The organism is Gymnodinialimonas phycosphaerae (assembly GCF_019195455.1).
Classification (GTDB): Bacteria; Pseudomonadota; Alphaproteobacteria; order Rhodobacterales; family Rhodobacteraceae; genus Gymnodinialimonas; species Gymnodinialimonas phycosphaerae.
Genome location: NZ_JAIMBW010000001.1, coordinates 1,124,836 through 1,140,418, shown reverse-complemented (window position 1 = coordinate 1,140,418; position 15,583 = coordinate 1,124,836). Strand labels below are relative to the sequence as shown.

The window sequence follows — 15,583 nt, the reverse complement described above, 5'->3', positions numbered from 1 at the left end:
GTCAGCGCAGACCGGCGCGCCCGGCCAGCCGGTCGATCGCGTCCACCACGGCCTGGGGGTCGGCATGGTGCGGCATGTGGCCGACGCCCTCCAGGACGGTCAGCGTGGCGTCGGGGATTTGCTGGCTCAGTGGGACCGAATGGATGTGCAGCCCCACGGTGGCATCGGCGTCCCCGTGCAGGATTTCCGTGGGCACCGAGATCGACGGATAACGCGGCACCATCGCCTCGATCTGCGGCAGCAGGGACGCGCGTTGGCGGGCGTTTTCCAGCAATGAGAACCGGCGCAGCGTCAGGCCCGGGCCGAAATGTGCGTAATAGCCCGGCGGCGCCGATTGCGGCGCGAAGACGGCGTTCACGCTGTCAGTCACGATGCGCTCGGGCACCCAGGCGGCCAAGAGGTTGGCCATGACCGGGCCCGCCAGAGGGTGCGACAGAAATTTGTAGTAGGTGCTGATGCCCGTGTCCCAGGGGTTGGTGGCCCCTGCAAGAATGACCAGTCCCGACAGCACGTCGGGCCGCTCAATCCCCCAGGCCATGGCGACGGCCCCGCCAAAGGAATGGCCCACGACGATGGGGTTCTCCGCGCCCAACGCAAGGGCCGCATCGGCCAGAAGCCGCGCCTGGGCGGCCAGCGGCGTGTTGTGGCCCAACATGTCGGTGTACCCCAGACCGGGGCGGTCGAACGCGATGACGCGGTAGCGGTCCGACAGGCGCGCGACCAGATCGAAGGACCCGTCGTTCAGGTTCCCGCCCGAGCCATGGAGATACACCACCACCGGGCCTTCGCCTTCTTCCACGTAGTGCACGCGGGTGCCGCCCACGTCCACGAAATCCCCCGCAGGGGGAAATGCGGCTTCGGCGGCGGCCTCATTCCGGGTGGCGCGCCACACCGTCAGAACGGCAAAAACCACGAGGAGGGCCAAAAGCCAAAGCAGGATTTTCATCGGCGCAGATCGGTCGAGGCAAGCCCGATCTGATCCATGTCGTAAGGTGTGGTCAGATACAGCTCACTCACCCAATTGCCGTAAAGCAGATGCGCGTGGGACCGCCAGCGGTTCATTGGCGTGCGGGTGGGATCATCTTCAGGGTAGTAGTTCACCGGCACATTGATTGGCGCGCCGGCCTCGGCGTCGCGGTCATATTCCTGTTTAAGGGTGCCGCTGTCGTACTCAAAATGGTTGAACACATAAAGCGCGCGGTGGGCGGCATCTTCCACCAGCGCCGGGCCAACCTCGTCAGAGCCGATCAGCGTCGTCAGGCCCGCCGCCGCCACCTCTGCCGCGCGCACTTCCGTCCAGCGCGACACCGGCATCAGCACATCGTCCGAGAAGCCGCGCAAGTAGGGCGACGCAGGGGACAGGTTCACATGGCGGAAGCAGCCGAAGTGCTTGGCCGCCAGCATGTGCTTTTTGATGCCGTGGAAATAATAGGCCATCGCCATGCCACCCCAGCAGACGCCGAAGGTGGAATGAACGTGGGTCTGGGTCCAGTCCATGACCGTCTTCAACTCGTCCCAATAAGTGACCTCCTCGAACGGCAGATGTTCGATCGGGGCGCCAGTGATGATCAGCCCGTCGAACTTCTCGCCGGTGGCGCGCACCTCGGCGAAGGGGCGGTAGAATTCATCCATATGCTCGGACGAGGTATTCTTCGACTCGTGGTCCGACATGCGGATCAGCGAGAATTCCACCTGCAACGGCGTGGCCCCGATCAGGCGCGCGAATTGCGTCTCGGTCTGGATCTTTTTCGGCATCAGGTTGAGAAGCCCGATCCGCAACGGCCGGATATCCTGCTGCGAGGCCGCATCCTCGGGCATCACCATCACGCCTTCGCGCGACAGGATGTTATAGGCGGGCAGGGTATCGGGCAGTTTTATGGGCATAAGTGTCGTCTCTTCGCGGGGAAGGTTTCGATTTAGGCCACGCCCCGGGGTTTTGCCAGAGCGCGCGCGATCATCTCTTTGGCATCAGCGGCGTCGCGCACGGCCTCCACCTCGGCCGCCGTGACGCTGACACCCCAGTTGCGGGCCATGGCGGCATAGATGGGCGCGCGCTTGTGGATCACGTGGCTGAAGGCGTGAATGGCGAAATCATCGGGGTCGACCTGCGCTTCGGTAATGCCATGAGTGTCCAGATAATCCTGCCACAGGGCGTCCAGCATGTCGGGGCGGTAGTAGATCGGCTTGGGATCACGCTTGAACCGGCGGATCAGTTCCGCGTCGTGCCCCTGGGGGCTTTCGATCCAGATCATCAGCGTGTTGTCCGCCAGGGTGCGCAGGACCTCATCGGCGGGGTCGGCCGGATCCACGACCTCGCAGATCGAGCCGCCGGTGTCGCAGATGAAGTTCTTGTAGCCATAAAGCGAGGTGGCGCGGTGGATGAAGGGCACGGTGTCGAGCAGCGCATTGACCTCGGCCCGGCGGTGAAGCGCCTGGCGGCGTTTGTATTCCTCGAACGGCAAGCCGCCGCGCATGGGATCACCGGGCTTGCCCAGGTACGTCGACAGGGGCGCGAGGTTGCCGAAGGTAATGTTGGACCCGATGTAGATACTGTCCGAGCGGAACAGATCCGCCAGAAACGGCACCGTCATGGCCTGCGCCTTCAGATTGTCGGTGATATGCTCGCCCATATAGGCGGTGCCGATGCGGTAATCGACCGAGTAGTGGAACCAATCGCCGCTGACGCGCAGCTTGTTGGACAAGACCGTCTTGCCAAGCCCGGACATGCCGAAGACGGCAACCCGTTTGGCGGGCGCCTCTTGGAAGGCTTGCGGGGTGTCGTAGATCAAATTCATGGAGGCAGGCTTGCCACGGGGCCCGCGCTTTTGGCAAGCACCGTCGGTATTTAGCCGCGCATCAAGCGCAAGATGCGCCCATCGAGGATCAGCAGGCCGATGGCCAGAAGGCCAAACCCTGCGAAGGCCTGCGGCGCGAGGCGTTCGCCCAACACCACAGCGCCCAGAACGATGGCAACCGGCGGGATCAGCAGCGTCACCAGCATCGCATTGCCCGCGCCCGCCATGGCCAGCACCCGGTAATACAGCAGATAGGCCAGCGCCGTGCCGAAGACGGCGAAATAGGCCACGGCGGCGTAGGTGGCGGGCAGGGCGGGCCATTGCGGCATGCCGTCCACGTACAGTGCGGCAGGTAGCAGGATCAGCATCGCGCCCGTCAGCATCCCGGCGGCGGCGACGGGTGGGGTCAGACCTTTCAGGGTCTTGCGGGCCCAAGCGCTGGCAAAGGCATACGAGATGGTGCCACCGATCACCGCAAGCTGCGCCAGCGACCGGATATCGAACTGCCGCAAACTGTCCAGCCCGATGGCGACCGCAACCCCCGCGAAGGCCACCAGCACGCCCACGCCTTTGCGCAGGGTCAGGCGTTCATCGGCAAACACAAGCGCTGCCACCAACACGCCGAAAATCGCCGTGCCCGCGTTGAAGATCGAGGTCAGCCCAGTCTCGATGAACTGCTGCCCCCAGGCCATGAGCGAGAACGGGATGACGTTGTTGAGAAGCCCCATGACCAGAAACGCGCCCCAGATGCGCGGATCGGCGGGTACGGGCAAGCGGCGGATCACCACGTAGGCCCACAGGATCGCGCAGGCCCAGGCCACCCGGTGCATCACGAGGGTCACGAAGGGGATTTCTTCCAGGCCGACCTTGATCGACAGGAAGGAGGCGCCCCAGATGATGCCAAGAAGGCCCATCTCGGCCCAGGCACGGGTGCTTACGGTTGTTTGGGTCATGCAGCCCGTCTAGCCCGGCCACCGCCGTTGCACGACCCGGAAGTTGCGGAAGTGGCAGTGGGGCAAAGAAAAAACCCCGCGCCACCGATGGGTGCGCGGGGTTTTCGAGACGCGAAGGGCGTGTCTTAGAACGAATACCCGATCCGGAAACCCATCCCGATGGAGTGGTTGTCCTCGAAGCTGGAGTATTGCTGGCCACCGACGCCGCCGGTCAGGGAGCGGGGCGTTTCGGTCACCGCATCGCCCAGGATGCTGTAGTTGATGCCGCCTGACAGGCGCCAATCGCCCATGTCATAGCGCGCGCCAATCCCAAAGGAGGTGCGGCCATCGGTGGGCCCGAGGTTGCCGGTGAACCCGCCGCCCTGCGCCTCGTAGGTGATGGAGGCCAGAAGGGCCAGGTCTTCGGTTACACGACGCGCACCGCCAAGGGTGTAGGTGAAGGTGTCGTTGTCGTAAGACACCAGCGCCGCGTTGGGGTCGCCCACTGCCGCACCTTGGGCTTGGAAGACTGGCGGTTGGATCTGGAACTCGCTCCAGTCGGTCCAACGGATCGAGCCAAAGACCAGCGTGCCCTCTGCAACGCCGGTTTGTGCTTCCAGCAACAGTTGCTGCGGGATCGTGGTGTTGAACTGCGTGGCCACGGTGCCTGCGCCGTTGGTTTCGGTGCCGGTGAAGGCATGATCGGTGGCGCTGTAGTAGGTCAGCGCCACGCGCAGGGCGATATCAGGGCGCTCGTAGGCACCACCGAACATGAACCCCAACTCGGTCGAACCTTGGGCATCCAGCTGATAGCGTTCCGTACCACCGGGTGCAACGGCGCCAGAGCCGTTGAACAGCTGCACGTTGCCGTCGGCGACAACCGCCCGCAGACCACCGTAGACCGAGATGTTCTCGTTCAGCTGATAGCGCAGCGCTGCCGTCAGCGCGGTGGAGTTGATCTCGGCCTGAGAGCCCAGACCCGCACGATACAGGTAGCCATTGGCCGCGGGCTCGTAGTTCACATTCGCACCGATGGGGTGATCGTAGATCAGGGCGAAGTTCAAGTTCTCATTGAGTTCGTAGTTCAACGCCAGGGTGGAATAGGAATAGGCCGGGGCCACATCACCGGAGGCAGAGCCATTCAAGGTCGGGCCGACCGAGCCGAAGGTCTGGGTGCCGGACACGTCGGGATCGACATAGGTGTAGCCGAATTCGATGTAGTTGCCGTCCTCAAACAGGATGGAGGTGCCTTGGGCCTGACGCTCCACACCGCCGGCATGGGCGAGGGTGGTGGTGGCCAGAAGCGCTGCAAGCGCTGTGGTTGTTGCTGTGAAGCGGGTCATGGACGTCTCCCCGACATTGGTCCCGATGTGTCGTGTCCCGCGCTCTCCCACGCGGGCCTTGATTGCATTAACGCTCAAAAAACGATGCTTCGGTCAAATATTCCGCAGCGTCACTCAATGTTGGTGCCGCTTTAGGCAGGTGGCCTGTGTCACAAAAGTTACACATCCATCGGCATGGCAGGGCTTCGGCTGCGCCGATGCTCGGCCAGGATGTTCATGTAGTTGGCCCCGAAGATCAGGATCGCGCCGATCAGGACACCCCATTGCAGAGGCTCGGCGTAGAAAATCATCCCCACGACCGCAATCAGGGGCAGACGCGCGAAATCGATCGGCATGACCACCGAGGCCGGCGCATGGGCGAAGGCCGAGGTCAGGCAGAAATGCGCCAAAAGGCCCGCGATGCCGATCACGATGATCCAGGGCAGGGTGGTGGCAGAGGGAAGCGCCATGTGCCCGTCGTAAAGACAGAAGACAAGGCCAAGGATCAGCTGGATCAGGGTCAGCCAGAACAGGATGCAGGTGATGGACTGGTCGCGGGTCAGGCGCTTGGTGAAGATCGCCGTGATCGCAAAGCAGACCGCCGCCAAAAGCGCCGCGCCCATGCCGATGGAAAACGGCACAGAGCCGGGCTGGACCACGATCAGCACGCCAACGAAGCCCATGACGCCCGCCCCGATCTTCACGGGTGTCAGACGCTCGCCCAGGAACAGGGCGGCCAGCGCCATTACCCAAAGCGGTGAGGTGAATTCCAGCGCGAAAAGCTGTGCCAGCGGGATCAGCCCGACCGCCAGGAACCACAGGTTCTGCCCGATAAAGTGGAAGACATTGCGCAGGGTGTGACCGCGCAGACGCGTGGTGCTGATTTGCCCCAAGGTGCCCGCCGCGGCCCCAACAGCCACCACCAGCACCATCCCGATGGCCGAGCGGTAGGTCATCAACTCGAACGTCGAAAGCGCCGTGGACAACTCGCGCCCCGCGACCGCCATGGACGAGAACGCCACCACCGCGCCGATCATCCACAGCGCGGCAAGAGGAACATTGGAGGGAGGGTCAGATTGTGTGGACATTGTCCGCACATTAGCCAAGCGCGGAGCACTGACCAGTGGCAAATGTGTCAGAGCCGTCCTGCGCCTTCAAAAAGACCGCCCCAATGGGGGCGGTTCTGGCGTTCAAAGTGCGGCGATCAGAACCGGAAACCGGCGCGGATCGTGGCCGTGTTCACCGTGGTTTCATAGTCGAAACCGCCTTGGGATCCTTCCAGTTGGCGGCCCGTCACGTCGGCGCCCAGAAAGAAGCTTTCACTAAGGTTATACTCGACGCCGATGCCGTAGTTGTAGCCATCCATATCGAAATCGGCTGCGGCGGTGGCTTGAGCCATTGTCCAGCCCGCAGCACCGTAAACCATGAAATCCTGGCCCATCGCGAAACCGACACGAGCGCGCAGATCGAGAAGCGAATTCACCTCGAACCCGGCGACGCCATCCGTCAGGTTCGTGTGCAGGTAACGCACTTCACCCCCGAAAACGGTCGAACCGTTCTGGAAGTTGAAGCCCGCAAACGCGCCGTAGACTTCGCCGTCGAAGTCCAGCGGTATCGTGGGACCACCGATGACGCTTTCATCGCCGTCGCCCTGACCATAGCCAAGTTCCAGACCGGCATAGAGGCAATCGAACGTCAGGGGGCAATTGTCCACGATCACCGGCGGCAAAGGCGGCGGAACGTCGACGGGCCCGGCAAGGGCGGGAGATGTGGCGGCCAGCGCAAGGGCGGCGGAGATCGAAAATCGATGCATGGGAGTAAATCCTGAAATTTGAGATAACGTGAAATTCGTCGAAAATCTTACGGCAAATACGCTGATTTTCAAAGCTCAACGGCCCGATCGTGGCGGCGGCAAGCCGCCTGTGTTGCGCAGAGCCCACGCCTTTGGCGCAGAGCGCGTCGATCCGCTGCTACAGCCCCGCGCGTTTGGCAGCGTCCCAAAGCGCGTCCATTTCTTCCAAGGTACTGTCCTCGGGACTTGAAGATCGCGCCGCAAGTTCTTGTTCAATATGGGAAAAGCGTCGAACAAACTTGGCATTGGCCCCCCGCAGGGCAACTTCAGGATCAACCTTCAGATGCCGCGCAAGGTTGGCCATCACGAACAGCAAGTCCCCCATCTCCTCGGCGATCTTTTCTTGCGGCAGCCTGTCACGTGCTTCAACCAATTCTTCAACCTCTTCGGCTATCTTGTTGATAACCATATCAATCTCGGGCCAGTCAAAGCCAACCCGCGCGGCGCGTTTCTGCAACTTCTCGGCGCGCATCAAGGCCGGCAATCCCAGCGCCACGTCGTCCAGCACACCGCCTTTTGCCTTGGCCGCGCGCTCTGCGGCCTTCACCGATTCCCAATCGCTCACCTGTTGCTCGGCGGATTTGGCGTTGCTCTCAGAGCCGAACACATGGGGGTGGCGCGCGATCATCTTGTCGCCAATGGCGCGCGCCACGTCGTCGAAATCGAAAAGGCCGTCGTCCTGCGCCATTTGCGCGTGGAATACGGATTGGAACAGCAGATCGCCCAATTCGCCCTTCAATTCGTCCATATCGCCACGCTCGATCGCGTCGGCGACCTCATAGGCCTCTTCGATGGTGTAGGGGGCAATCGTCGCAAAGGTCTGCGCCACGTCCCAGGGGCAGCCGTGAACGGGGTCGCGCAGCCGCGCCATGATGGCGCGCAGGCGGTGCATCGGGTCCGAGGGAAGGTCCATGGGCAACCGTTGCCTCAACCCGTCCCGCCACGCAAGCCCGTGTTGTGGCGGCTGCGAAAAGGGTGCAGGCTGCCTGAAACATACCAGAGGTGCCCCATGCCCGTCATCAACTCCATCGCCGCCCTCGCGCCCGAGATGAAAACCTGGCGCCGTCATCTGCATGCCCATCCCGAGCTGAACTTCGATTGCCACCAGACGGCTGCCTTCATCACCGAGCGCTTGAAGGCCTTCGGGATCACCGACATCCACGGCGGCATTGCGACCAGCGGGATCGTGGCGATCATCGACAGCGGTGTGCCTGGTCCCACGATCGGCCTGCGTGCCGATATCGACGCGCTCCCGATCCTTGAGGCGACGGGCGCCGCGCATGCCTCGACCATCCCCGGCAAGATGCACGCCTGCGGCCACGACGGGCACACGACGATGCTGTTGGGGGCCGCGAAATACCTGGCCGAAACGCGCAACTTCAAGGGCCGCGTCGCGTTGATCTTCCAACCCGCCGAAGAAGACGGCGGCGGCGGAGAGGTCATGGTGCAGGAGGGCGCGATGGACCGGTTTGATATCGAACGGGTGTTCGCCATCCACAACGTCCCCGGCGCGCCCGAGGGGGCGTTCTTCACCACTCCTGGCCCAATCATGGCTGCCGTCGATACCGTCACGGTCGACATCACTGGCAAGGGCGGCCACGGCGCCTATCCGCAGGAGACGATTGACCCGATCCCGCCCGCCATCGCCATCGCGCAGGCCTTCGGCACCATCGTTTCGCGCAACAACCGCTCGCTCGATGATCTGGTCGTCTCCGTGACGCAGATCCATTCGGGCACGGCCAGCAATGTGACCCCTGACACGGCAATGCTCAACGGCACCGTGCGCACATTCGACCCGGTGGTGCAGGACATGGTGGAGCGCCGCATGCAGGAGATCGTCGCGGGCCATGCCGCCGCCTTCAACGTCGAGGCCAAGCTGACCTACGAGCGGGGCTATCCCGCCACCATCAACGATCCTGATCAGACGGCCTTTGCCGTTCAGGTCGCCCGCGAGGTCGTGGGGGACGCCGCCGTCGTGGACGACGCCAGCAAGGAAATGGGGGCCGAGGATTTCGCCTACATGCTGCAAGCGCGCCCCGGCGCCTACCTGTTCCTTGGCGCGGGCGAGGGGGCGGGCCTTCATCACCCGCAATTCGACTTCAACGACGACATCGCGCCCATCGGCGCGAGCCTGTTCGCGCGGCTTGTCGAAACGGCGAACCCGGCGTGAGGCAGCCATGTTGACAGCCCCCCGCATGCCACGCTTGGACACGCCGTGATCGGCAAGTGGCTTTGGGTGGTGCGCAGCATCCTGCGACGGCTATGGGTGCGCGTTGCGGCCTACGCCGTCTTGGCCCTGGTCGCCGCCGGTGTCGCGCCCACCCTGTCGCCCCTTGTGCCCGAGGGATGGGCCGCGTTCGTGGGCGAGGATGCCGTCGACCGTATCCTGACGATCCTGACCACCGCGATGCTGCCGGTGGCCACCTTTTCGCTTTCGATTGCGGTGAACGCTTATAACGCGGCCTCGCAAACCGCGACGCCTCGGGCGATTGCCCTGTTGCAAGAGGATCCGACCACCCAGAAGACGCTTGCGACCTTCGTGGGGGCCTTCGTCTTCGCGGTCGTCGCCGTGATCGGGTCGAGCGCGAATTTCTACGACACCGGCGCGCGGGTGATCGTGTTTTTTGCGGCCATTGCCGTGCTGTTGTTCGTCGTCTTCGCGCTGTTGCGCTGGATCGGATACCTCCAGGATTTCGGACGGATGGAGAACACCCTCGACCGGGTGCAGGCGGCGGCGCGCGAGTCGTTGAACACGCGGCTCTCCATGCCGTATCTGGGCGGCCGACGCGCCGACGAGGACGCGCCCGACTACGCCCATGACGTGACCACCGAAGGCTCTGGCTACGTGCAACACATCGACATGGCCGCGATCAATAGCTTTGCCAAGGACGCCGGCGCGCAGATCTGGCTGGTGGCGATGCCCGGCGATTTCGTCACCCCGGGTACCTGCCTTTTACGTATAAACGGGATGGCCCCGTCGGACGCGGACGCAAGCGCGCTCTGCGACACCTTCACGGTGAGGCGCCAGCGCACCTACGATCAGGATCCCGAGTACGGCTTGACCGTCCTGTCTGAAATCGCCTCGCGGGCGCTGTCGCCTTCCGTCAACGATCCCGGCACCGCCATCGCGGTCATCGACCGCGTTTTGTCGGTCCTGCTGGATTGGCAAGAGGGGCCGGATCCGGAGGTCGAATTCGACGCCGTTTGCGTGGCACCGATCGCGCCGCAGGACATGGTGGATGCCGCTTTCCGTCCGATCATCCGCGACGCCGCCGGGCACTCGGAAGTCTTGGAGCGTTTGATCCTTGCGTTCCAGGCCCTCAATGACCGCGCACCGGGGGTCTTTTCCGAACCGATGGGCGCGTTGTTGCAGGATCTTGACGAGCGCGTGGACAAAAGTGCCGCCCTATCGCAATGGGACACCGACCGGATCGCGCGTGCGCGCAAGACCCCCGCGCCTGATTAGCACCACTTGCGGCTAGTGCTCTTCGGCCCGCAGGTACTTGCGCATGCCATAAAGAAGCGGCTCGCCGTCGGGGGCGACCCGCACGGCCTGCACCGCACCGATGCAGATGTGGTGCGTGCCCAGTTTCTCGGCTGACACGAGACTGCAATCGAAGGCCACGAGCGCTTCGGTCAACCAGGGCGCGCCGGTCGCCAGCAGATCCACGTCGACTGCGTTGAACTTGTCGCCGCCCGGCGCGGGGCGCCGTGAGGAAAAGACGTCCGAGATATCGGTTTGCCCGATCCGCAACACGTTGATGCAAAAACAGCCGTTCTCCAGCAGGATCGGCAGGCACGAAGAGGCCGCGTTCAGGCAGGTCAGCATCGTCGGCGCTTCACCATCCGCCGAGATCGACGTCATCGCCGAAACAGTGACCCCGCCGCGCCCCGCAGGACCATCGGTCGTCACCACGCAGACCGAGGCCGCAGCCCGGCTCATGCCTTCCAGAAAACTCGCTTTCAGATCGTCCATCATCCGTCCCCAATACGCGCGGCCACACTCGCCCACGCAGCCGCGCGGTACAAGATGGATCAATTCGGGGGTTCGTCTCGTGAAATCTTGGGTATAGCAAGGGGACAGGCAGCCAAAGGGGCAAATCATGGCGTTGGAAGATGCGAAGAACGAAGTCGATGGCGCGATCATGCGGACCGACCTCAAGGGGCTGTCGTTCGAGAACGCCTTTGCGGGCGCGCCGTCGTTTCTGCGGCGCAGGTACACCAAGGATCTGTCCGGCGTGGATGTGGCCGTCACCGGCATTCCGTTCGACCAGGCCGTGACCAACCGCCCCGGCACGCGCCTTGGCCCCCGCGCGATCCGCGCGGCCTCCAGCCTGCAACCCTTCGATCCGCCCTATGGCTGGGACGGCTATTCCCCGCTGGAGGCGCTGGCCGTCGCGGACTACGGCGACATGGCCTTTGACTATGCCTACACGGCGGACGTGCCACAGCGGATCGAGGCGCATATCGCGGGCATCCTGCGCGCCGGGGCCGCCGCCATCACGCTTGGCGGCGATCATTCCATCACCTTGTCCATTCTGCGCGCCCATGCGGCGGTCCATGGACCCTTGGCGTTGATCCAGGTCGACGCCCATACCGACACCTGGCCCGATGATGACGCGGCGCGGATCGATCATGGCACCTTCTGCTACACCGCCGTGAAGGAAGGGCTGATCGATGTGGCGCGGTCCTCGCACATCGGCATTCGCACGGTGGTGGAAGATAACCTCGGCATTCACATCCATGACGCACGCGAGGTCCATGAGACAGGGGCCAGCGCGGTGGCGGCCGCCGCCAAGGCGCGGGCAGGGGACGCGCCCGTCTACCTCAGCTTCGACATCGACGCGCTTGACCCGGCCTTTGCGCCGGGCACGGGCACGCCGGTATGGGGCGGGCTTTCCAGCGCCCAGGCCGCGACCCTGCTGCGCGACCTGGCGGGCATCAACCTGGTGGGTGGCGACGTGGTCGAGGTCTCTCCGCCCTTCGACAGCGCCGAGATCACCGCCGTGGCGGGTGCCCATGTGGCGATGGAGCTGCTGTGCCTTTGGGGGTGGCCGGGCCAAACCGCGTAAGGCGCGCCAAACTGCGTAAGGCACGATAGTGGCGTGGTTACCCAAACGTCACTGGACCGGGCGCGCGGCAGTCCTTACATGTCGTCGTGCAAGCCCTTGACCAGGTCATCCGATGTCCAATCGTCGCCGCCGCGATTCCGAAAACAACCGAGAACACCGCGCCATTGCCCGTGAGATTTCCTACGCCAGTTCCGCCGCCACCAAGGGCGGACGGGCGATGATCCGCGCGATGGAAAACACGACCGGACGCTTGCGCCTGATCCGGACGGCGGCGGGCTACGACGAAGAAGTGCGCCAGGGGCGCGACTTCTGGGATGTCATGGTGGAACGCTACAAGCTGCAACTCAACGTCATCGGCGGATCGCTGGACAACATTCCCGAAACCGGCCCCGTGGTGCTGATCGCCAATCATCCCTACGGCATCCTCGATGGGTTGATGATGGGCCATATCCTGGCCCGGACGCGGGGCGATTTCCGCATCCTTGCCCATCAGGTGTTCCGCCGTGCCGAGGATCTGAACAAGGTCATCCTGCCCGTCTCGTTCGAGGAAACCAAAGAGGCGCTGGCCCAGAACATCGCAACCCGCAAGACGGCGCTGTCCTACCTGGCGGACGGCGGCGCGATTGGCGTCTTTCCCGGCGGCACCGTCTCGACGGCGGCAAAACCGTTCGGGCGACCGATGGACCCGAAATGGCGCAGTTTCACCGCGCGGATGATCGCCAAATCCGAGGCCACCGTGGTGCCGATCTATTTCGAAGGCCACAACTCGCGCCTGTTCCAGCTGATGAGTCACCTGCATTACACCCTGCGGATGGGCCTTCTGATCAAGGAGTTCAAGGCGCGCACCAATTCCGAGGTCAAGGTCGTCATTGGCGAGCCGATCGCGCGCGCGGACCTCGATGCGCTTGCCGGTGACGCGAAGGCGCTGATGGAGTTTCTGCGCAAGACAACCTATGCCTTGTCACCACGCCCCCTTGACGCGCAGGCCCATGGGTTCGAATTTGAGGACAGGCACCGTGGACCCGATGAGAAGTCCGCCAAGATCAAATTGCCCGGCATGAAAACAATAAGGGAGCGGTACTGATGGCAGTGGGAATTTTCGATAGCGGTTTGGGCGGGTTGACGGTGCTGGACGCGGTCAGCAAGGCCTTGCCCGAGGTGCCGTTGATCTACATGGGCGACAATGCCCATGCGCCCTACGGCGTGCGCGAGGCCGAAGATATCTACAACCTGACGACGGCGGGCGTGCAGGTCCTGTTCGACCGGGGGTGCGATCTGGTGATCCTGGCCTGCAACACCGCCTCCGCCGCCGCCCTGCGCCGGATGCAAGAAGGCTGGGTGCCCGAAGGCAAGCGCGTGTTGGGTGTCTTCGTGCCGTTGATCGAGGCGCTGACCGAACGTCAATGGGGCGACAACTCGCCCCCGCGTGAGGTGGACGTGAAAGAGGTGGCGCTGTTTGCCACGCCCACCACCGTCAGCAGCCGCGCCTTCCAGCGCGAACTGGCGTTCCGTGCCATCGGTGTGGACGTGGAGGCGCAGCCCTGTGGCGGCGTCGTTGACGCGATCGAGCAGGGCGACATGATCCTGGCCGAGGCGCTGGTGCGCTCTCACGTGGATGCGCTCAAACGTCGGATGCCCTCGCCGCAAGCGGCCATTCTGGGGTGCACCCATTATCCGCTGGTTGAGGACGTGTTCCGCGATGCCCTGGGCGACGGTGTTGCCGTCTTCTCGCAACCCTCGCTGGTGGCGGCCAGCCTTGGCGATTACCTCACCCGGCGCCCGGCGATGTTGGGCGGCGGAGAGCCTGCTTTCCTGACCTCGGGGGATCCGAAGTCGGTCGAGTCCAAGGCCACGATCTTCCTGCGACGAGAGATCAAGTTTCAGTCGGTGTAGTTACGGAAGACCTACAGAATAACTATCGGCGATTTGGTCCATCACCAAAGAAGATTTGAATAGACCACGCGCTTGGATTATCCCCAGCCGGGATCGTTTCGGAAGGCAGCCAAATGACCAAGAAAATCGCAATCCTAGGTGCCTCTGGCTACACGGGCGCAGAGCTGTGCCGCTTGATTGCGGGCCACCCGGGGATGGAGATCGTGGCCCTGACCGGCGACCGCAAGGCGGGGCAGTCGATGGCCTCGGTCTACCCGTTCCTGCGCTCTGCCGGTCTGCCTGATCTGGTGCGGATCGAGGATGTGGATTTCTCTGGGGTTGATCTGGCTTTCTGCGCCCTTCCGCATGCCACTTCCCAAAGCGTTATCAAGGCCTTGCCGATTGACCTTAAAGTTGTGGATTTGTCCGCCGATTTTCGCCTGCGCGACGTGGCGGATTACGCCAAATGGTACGGCAAGGCCCATGACGCGCCCGAGTTGCAGGCCGAGGCCGTCTATGGCCTGACCGAATTCTACCGCGACGAGATCCGCACCGCGCGGCTGGTGGCCGGCACGGGCTGCAACGCGGCCACCGGGCAATTCGCGCTCCGGCCATTGATTGCAGCGGGGGTGGTGGATCTTGATGACATCATCCTTGATTTGATCTGCGGCGTCTCGGGCGCCGGTCGCTCCCTGAAAGAGAACCTTCTGCACGCGGAACTGAGCGAAGGCACCAACGCCTACGCGCTGGGAAGCACGCACCGGCATCTGGGCGAATTCGATCAGGAGTTCAGCATGGTGGCGGGCCGCAAGGTCGAGGTGCAATTCACCCCTCACCTGGCGCCCTTCAACCGCGGCATCCTGGCGACCTGCTACGTGAAGGGGGACGCGCAAGCGATTTACGCCGCGTTGTCTGATGCATATCAATCCGAGGCGTTCATCGAGGTGCTACCGATGGGCGCAGCCCCCTCGACACATGACGTGCGGGGCACCAATTATTGCCACATCGGCGTCGTGGCCGATCGGCGGTCTGGACGGGCGCAAGTCGTGGCGGCGTTGGACAATTTGTGCAAGGGTTCCAGCGGGCAGGCAATTCAGAATGCCAACCTGATGCTGGACTTGGAAGAAACGGCGGGCTTGATGGGCCCCGGCGTTTTCCCGTAGCGGGGCCCTAAGGGAGGAATGCGATGCGTGGACTGAAGAAACAGCGACGGATCCAGATCTTGATCGTGGCCGCGGTCGCCTTGACGCTATCAACGGCGTTGATCGGCTACGCGTTGCGTGACGGCATCAATTTCTTTCGCCCACCGGCCGAAATCGTCGACAACCCGCCGCCCCCCGATGAGGTGTTCCGCATTGGTGGCATGGTGGAAGAGGGCTCGCTTGTGCGCGGTCAGGGCGAGACCATCACCTTCAACGTGACTGATTTCGCGGCGTCCATCCCGGTGCGCTACACTGGCGTTCTGCCGGATCTGTTCGGCGAGGGCGAAGGCATGGTCGGCACCGGGCGGCTTATCGATGGCACGTTTGAGGCCACGGAAATCCTGGCCCGCCATGACGAGACCTATATGCCCGCCGAAGTGACCGACGCGCTGGAGGCGTCGGGCTATAATGCCGAGGGCTACAGCACAGAAGATAACGGCAGCTGAGCCTGCGCCTGCACGGCCTTCGGTCGGTTTTCTTCCGTCTCCTTAGCGATTTGTTAACTGCCCCATGGTGGATTCGGGACTTCCGAAACA

16 protein-coding genes are annotated in these 15,583 nt (G+C 63.5%); 7 read left to right on the top strand and 9 right to left on the bottom strand.

Annotated features, from left to right (window positions below; genetic code table 11):
• Position 1: 1 nt before the first annotated feature.
• The 8 genes from KUL25_RS05570 to mazG all read right to left on the bottom strand — a co-directional run bounded on the left by KUL25_RS05570 (position 2) and on the right by mazG (position 7,814).
• Positions 2–946, bottom strand: a complete 945-nt coding sequence (locus KUL25_RS05570; protein ID WP_257892035.1) for an alpha/beta fold hydrolase — start codon at positions 944–946, stop codon at positions 2–4.
• Positions 943–1,884, bottom strand: a complete 942-nt coding sequence (locus KUL25_RS05565) for a homoserine O-succinyltransferase (RefSeq protein ID WP_257892034.1) — start codon at positions 1,882–1,884, stop codon at positions 943–945. The genes KUL25_RS05570 and KUL25_RS05565 overlap by 4 nt, the downstream gene beginning before the upstream one ends.
• A gap of 32 nt (positions 1,885–1,916) precedes the next feature.
• Positions 1,917–2,789, bottom strand: coding sequence for an ATPase (locus KUL25_RS05560; protein ID WP_257894821.1), 873 nt, complete (start codon positions 2,787–2,789; stop codon positions 1,917–1,919).
• 56 nt (positions 2,790–2,845) lie between these two features.
• Positions 2,846–3,748, bottom strand: a complete 903-nt coding sequence (locus tag KUL25_RS05555; RefSeq protein ID WP_257892033.1) for a DMT family transporter — start codon at positions 3,746–3,748, stop codon at positions 2,846–2,848.
• Between the two features lie 125 nt (positions 3,749–3,873).
• Positions 3,874–5,070: an OmpP1/FadL family transporter gene (locus KUL25_RS05550; RefSeq protein ID WP_257892032.1), complete on the bottom strand. Its 1,197-nt coding sequence runs from the start codon at positions 5,068–5,070 to the stop codon at positions 3,874–3,876.
• A gap of 158 nt (positions 5,071–5,228) precedes the next feature.
• The gene (locus KUL25_RS05545) at positions 5,229–6,137 is read right to left on the bottom strand and encodes a DMT family transporter (protein WP_257892031.1); all 909 of its coding nucleotides are present in this window, start codon (positions 6,135–6,137) and stop codon (positions 5,229–5,231) included.
• 116 nt (positions 6,138–6,253) lie between these two features.
• Positions 6,254–6,862, bottom strand: a complete 609-nt coding sequence (locus KUL25_RS05540) for an outer membrane protein (protein WP_257892030.1) — start codon at positions 6,860–6,862, stop codon at positions 6,254–6,256.
• A 157-nt stretch (positions 6,863–7,019) separates the two neighbouring features.
• The gene (gene mazG, locus KUL25_RS05535; RefSeq protein ID WP_257892029.1) at positions 7,020–7,814 is read right to left on the bottom strand and encodes a nucleoside triphosphate pyrophosphohydrolase; all 795 of its coding nucleotides are present in this window, start codon (positions 7,812–7,814) and stop codon (positions 7,020–7,022) included.
• A gap of 96 nt (positions 7,815–7,910) precedes the next feature.
• Here mazG and KUL25_RS05530 point away from each other — a divergent pair, with 96 nt between their 5' ends.
• Together KUL25_RS05530 and KUL25_RS05525 are read left to right on the top strand one after the other, a co-directional pair.
• Positions 7,911–9,071 (top strand): M20 aminoacylase family protein, encoded by a 1,161-nt coding sequence (locus KUL25_RS05530; protein WP_257892028.1) that lies wholly within the window; start codon positions 7,911–7,913, stop codon positions 9,069–9,071.
• Positions 9,072–9,116: 45 nt separating this feature from the next.
• A complete protein-coding gene (locus KUL25_RS05525) occupies positions 9,117–10,367 on the top strand; it encodes a DUF2254 domain-containing protein (protein WP_257892027.1) in 1,251 nt (416 codons plus the stop codon).
• Positions 10,368–10,379: 12 nt separating this feature from the next.
• On the opposite strand, the gene KUL25_RS05520 is transcribed toward KUL25_RS05525, so the two are convergent.
• The gene (locus tag KUL25_RS05520; RefSeq protein ID WP_257892026.1) at positions 10,380–10,877 is read right to left on the bottom strand and encodes a flavin reductase family protein; all 498 of its coding nucleotides are present in this window, start codon (positions 10,875–10,877) and stop codon (positions 10,380–10,382) included.
• Between the two features lie 127 nt (positions 10,878–11,004).
• Here KUL25_RS05520 and speB point away from each other — a divergent pair, with 127 nt between their 5' ends.
• From speB to ccmE, 5 genes are all read left to right on the top strand, one after another.
• A complete protein-coding gene (speB, locus tag KUL25_RS05515) occupies positions 11,005–11,973 on the top strand; it encodes an agmatinase (protein ID WP_257892025.1) in 969 nt (322 codons plus the stop codon).
• A gap of 112 nt (positions 11,974–12,085) precedes the next feature.
• Positions 12,086–13,057 carry a lysophospholipid acyltransferase family protein gene (locus KUL25_RS05510; RefSeq protein ID WP_257892024.1) on the top strand — a complete coding sequence of 324 codons (972 nt, stop codon included), beginning with the start codon at positions 12,086–12,088 and terminating at the stop codon, positions 13,055–13,057.
• Positions 13,057–13,866, top strand: coding sequence for a glutamate racemase (locus tag KUL25_RS05505; RefSeq protein ID WP_257892023.1), 810 nt, complete (start codon positions 13,057–13,059; stop codon positions 13,864–13,866). The genes KUL25_RS05510 and KUL25_RS05505 overlap by 1 nt, the downstream gene beginning before the upstream one ends.
• A gap of 113 nt (positions 13,867–13,979) precedes the next feature.
• Positions 13,980–15,008 carry an N-acetyl-gamma-glutamyl-phosphate reductase gene (argC, locus tag KUL25_RS05500; protein ID WP_257892022.1) on the top strand — a complete coding sequence of 343 codons (1,029 nt, stop codon included), beginning with the start codon at positions 13,980–13,982 and terminating at the stop codon, positions 15,006–15,008.
• 23 nt (positions 15,009–15,031) lie between these two features.
• Positions 15,032–15,493, top strand: a complete 462-nt coding sequence (gene ccmE, locus KUL25_RS05495) for a cytochrome c maturation protein CcmE (protein WP_257892021.1) — start codon at positions 15,032–15,034, stop codon at positions 15,491–15,493.
• The last annotated feature ends 90 nt before the right edge of the window (positions 15,494–15,583 follow it).

Excerpts from the sequence above, each read along its gene's own strand:
- KUL25_RS05570 (WP_257892035.1), bottom strand. The coding sequence starts at position 946 with ATGAAAATCCTGCTTTGGCTTTTGGCCCTCCTCGTGGTTTTTGCCGTT.
- KUL25_RS05565 (WP_257892034.1), bottom strand. The coding sequence starts at position 1,884 with ATGCCCATAAAACTGCCCGATACCCTGCCCGCCTATAACATCCTGTCG.
- KUL25_RS05555 (WP_257892033.1), bottom strand. The coding sequence starts at position 3,748 with ATGACCCAAACAACCGTAAGCACCCGTGCCTGGGCCGAGATGGGCCTT.
- KUL25_RS05550 (WP_257892032.1), bottom strand. The coding sequence starts at position 5,070 with ATGACCCGCTTCACAGCAACAACCACAGCGCTTGCAGCGCTTCTGGCC.
- KUL25_RS05545 (WP_257892031.1), bottom strand. The coding sequence starts at position 6,137 with ATGTCCACACAATCTGACCCTCCCTCCAATGTTCCTCTTGCCGCGCTG.
- KUL25_RS05540 (WP_257892030.1), bottom strand. The coding sequence starts at position 6,862 with ATGCATCGATTTTCGATCTCCGCCGCCCTTGCGCTGGCCGCCACATCT.
- mazG (WP_257892029.1), bottom strand. The coding sequence starts at position 7,814 with ATGGACCTTCCCTCGGACCCGATGCACCGCCTGCGCGCCATCATGGCG.
- KUL25_RS05530 (WP_257892028.1), top strand. The coding sequence starts at position 7,911 with ATGCCCGTCATCAACTCCATCGCCGCCCTCGCGCCCGAGATGAAAACC.
- KUL25_RS05520 (WP_257892026.1), bottom strand. The coding sequence starts at position 10,877 with ATGGACGATCTGAAAGCGAGTTTTCTGGAAGGCATGAGCCGGGCTGCG.
- speB (WP_257892025.1), top strand. The coding sequence starts at position 11,005 with ATGGCGTTGGAAGATGCGAAGAACGAAGTCGATGGCGCGATCATGCGG.
- KUL25_RS05510 (WP_257892024.1), top strand. The coding sequence starts at position 12,086 with ATGTCCAATCGTCGCCGCCGCGATTCCGAAAACAACCGAGAACACCGC.
- KUL25_RS05505 (WP_257892023.1), top strand. The coding sequence starts at position 13,057 with ATGGCAGTGGGAATTTTCGATAGCGGTTTGGGCGGGTTGACGGTGCTG.
- argC (WP_257892022.1), top strand. The coding sequence starts at position 13,980 with ATGACCAAGAAAATCGCAATCCTAGGTGCCTCTGGCTACACGGGCGCA.
- ccmE (WP_257892021.1), top strand. The coding sequence starts at position 15,032 with ATGCGTGGACTGAAGAAACAGCGACGGATCCAGATCTTGATCGTGGCC.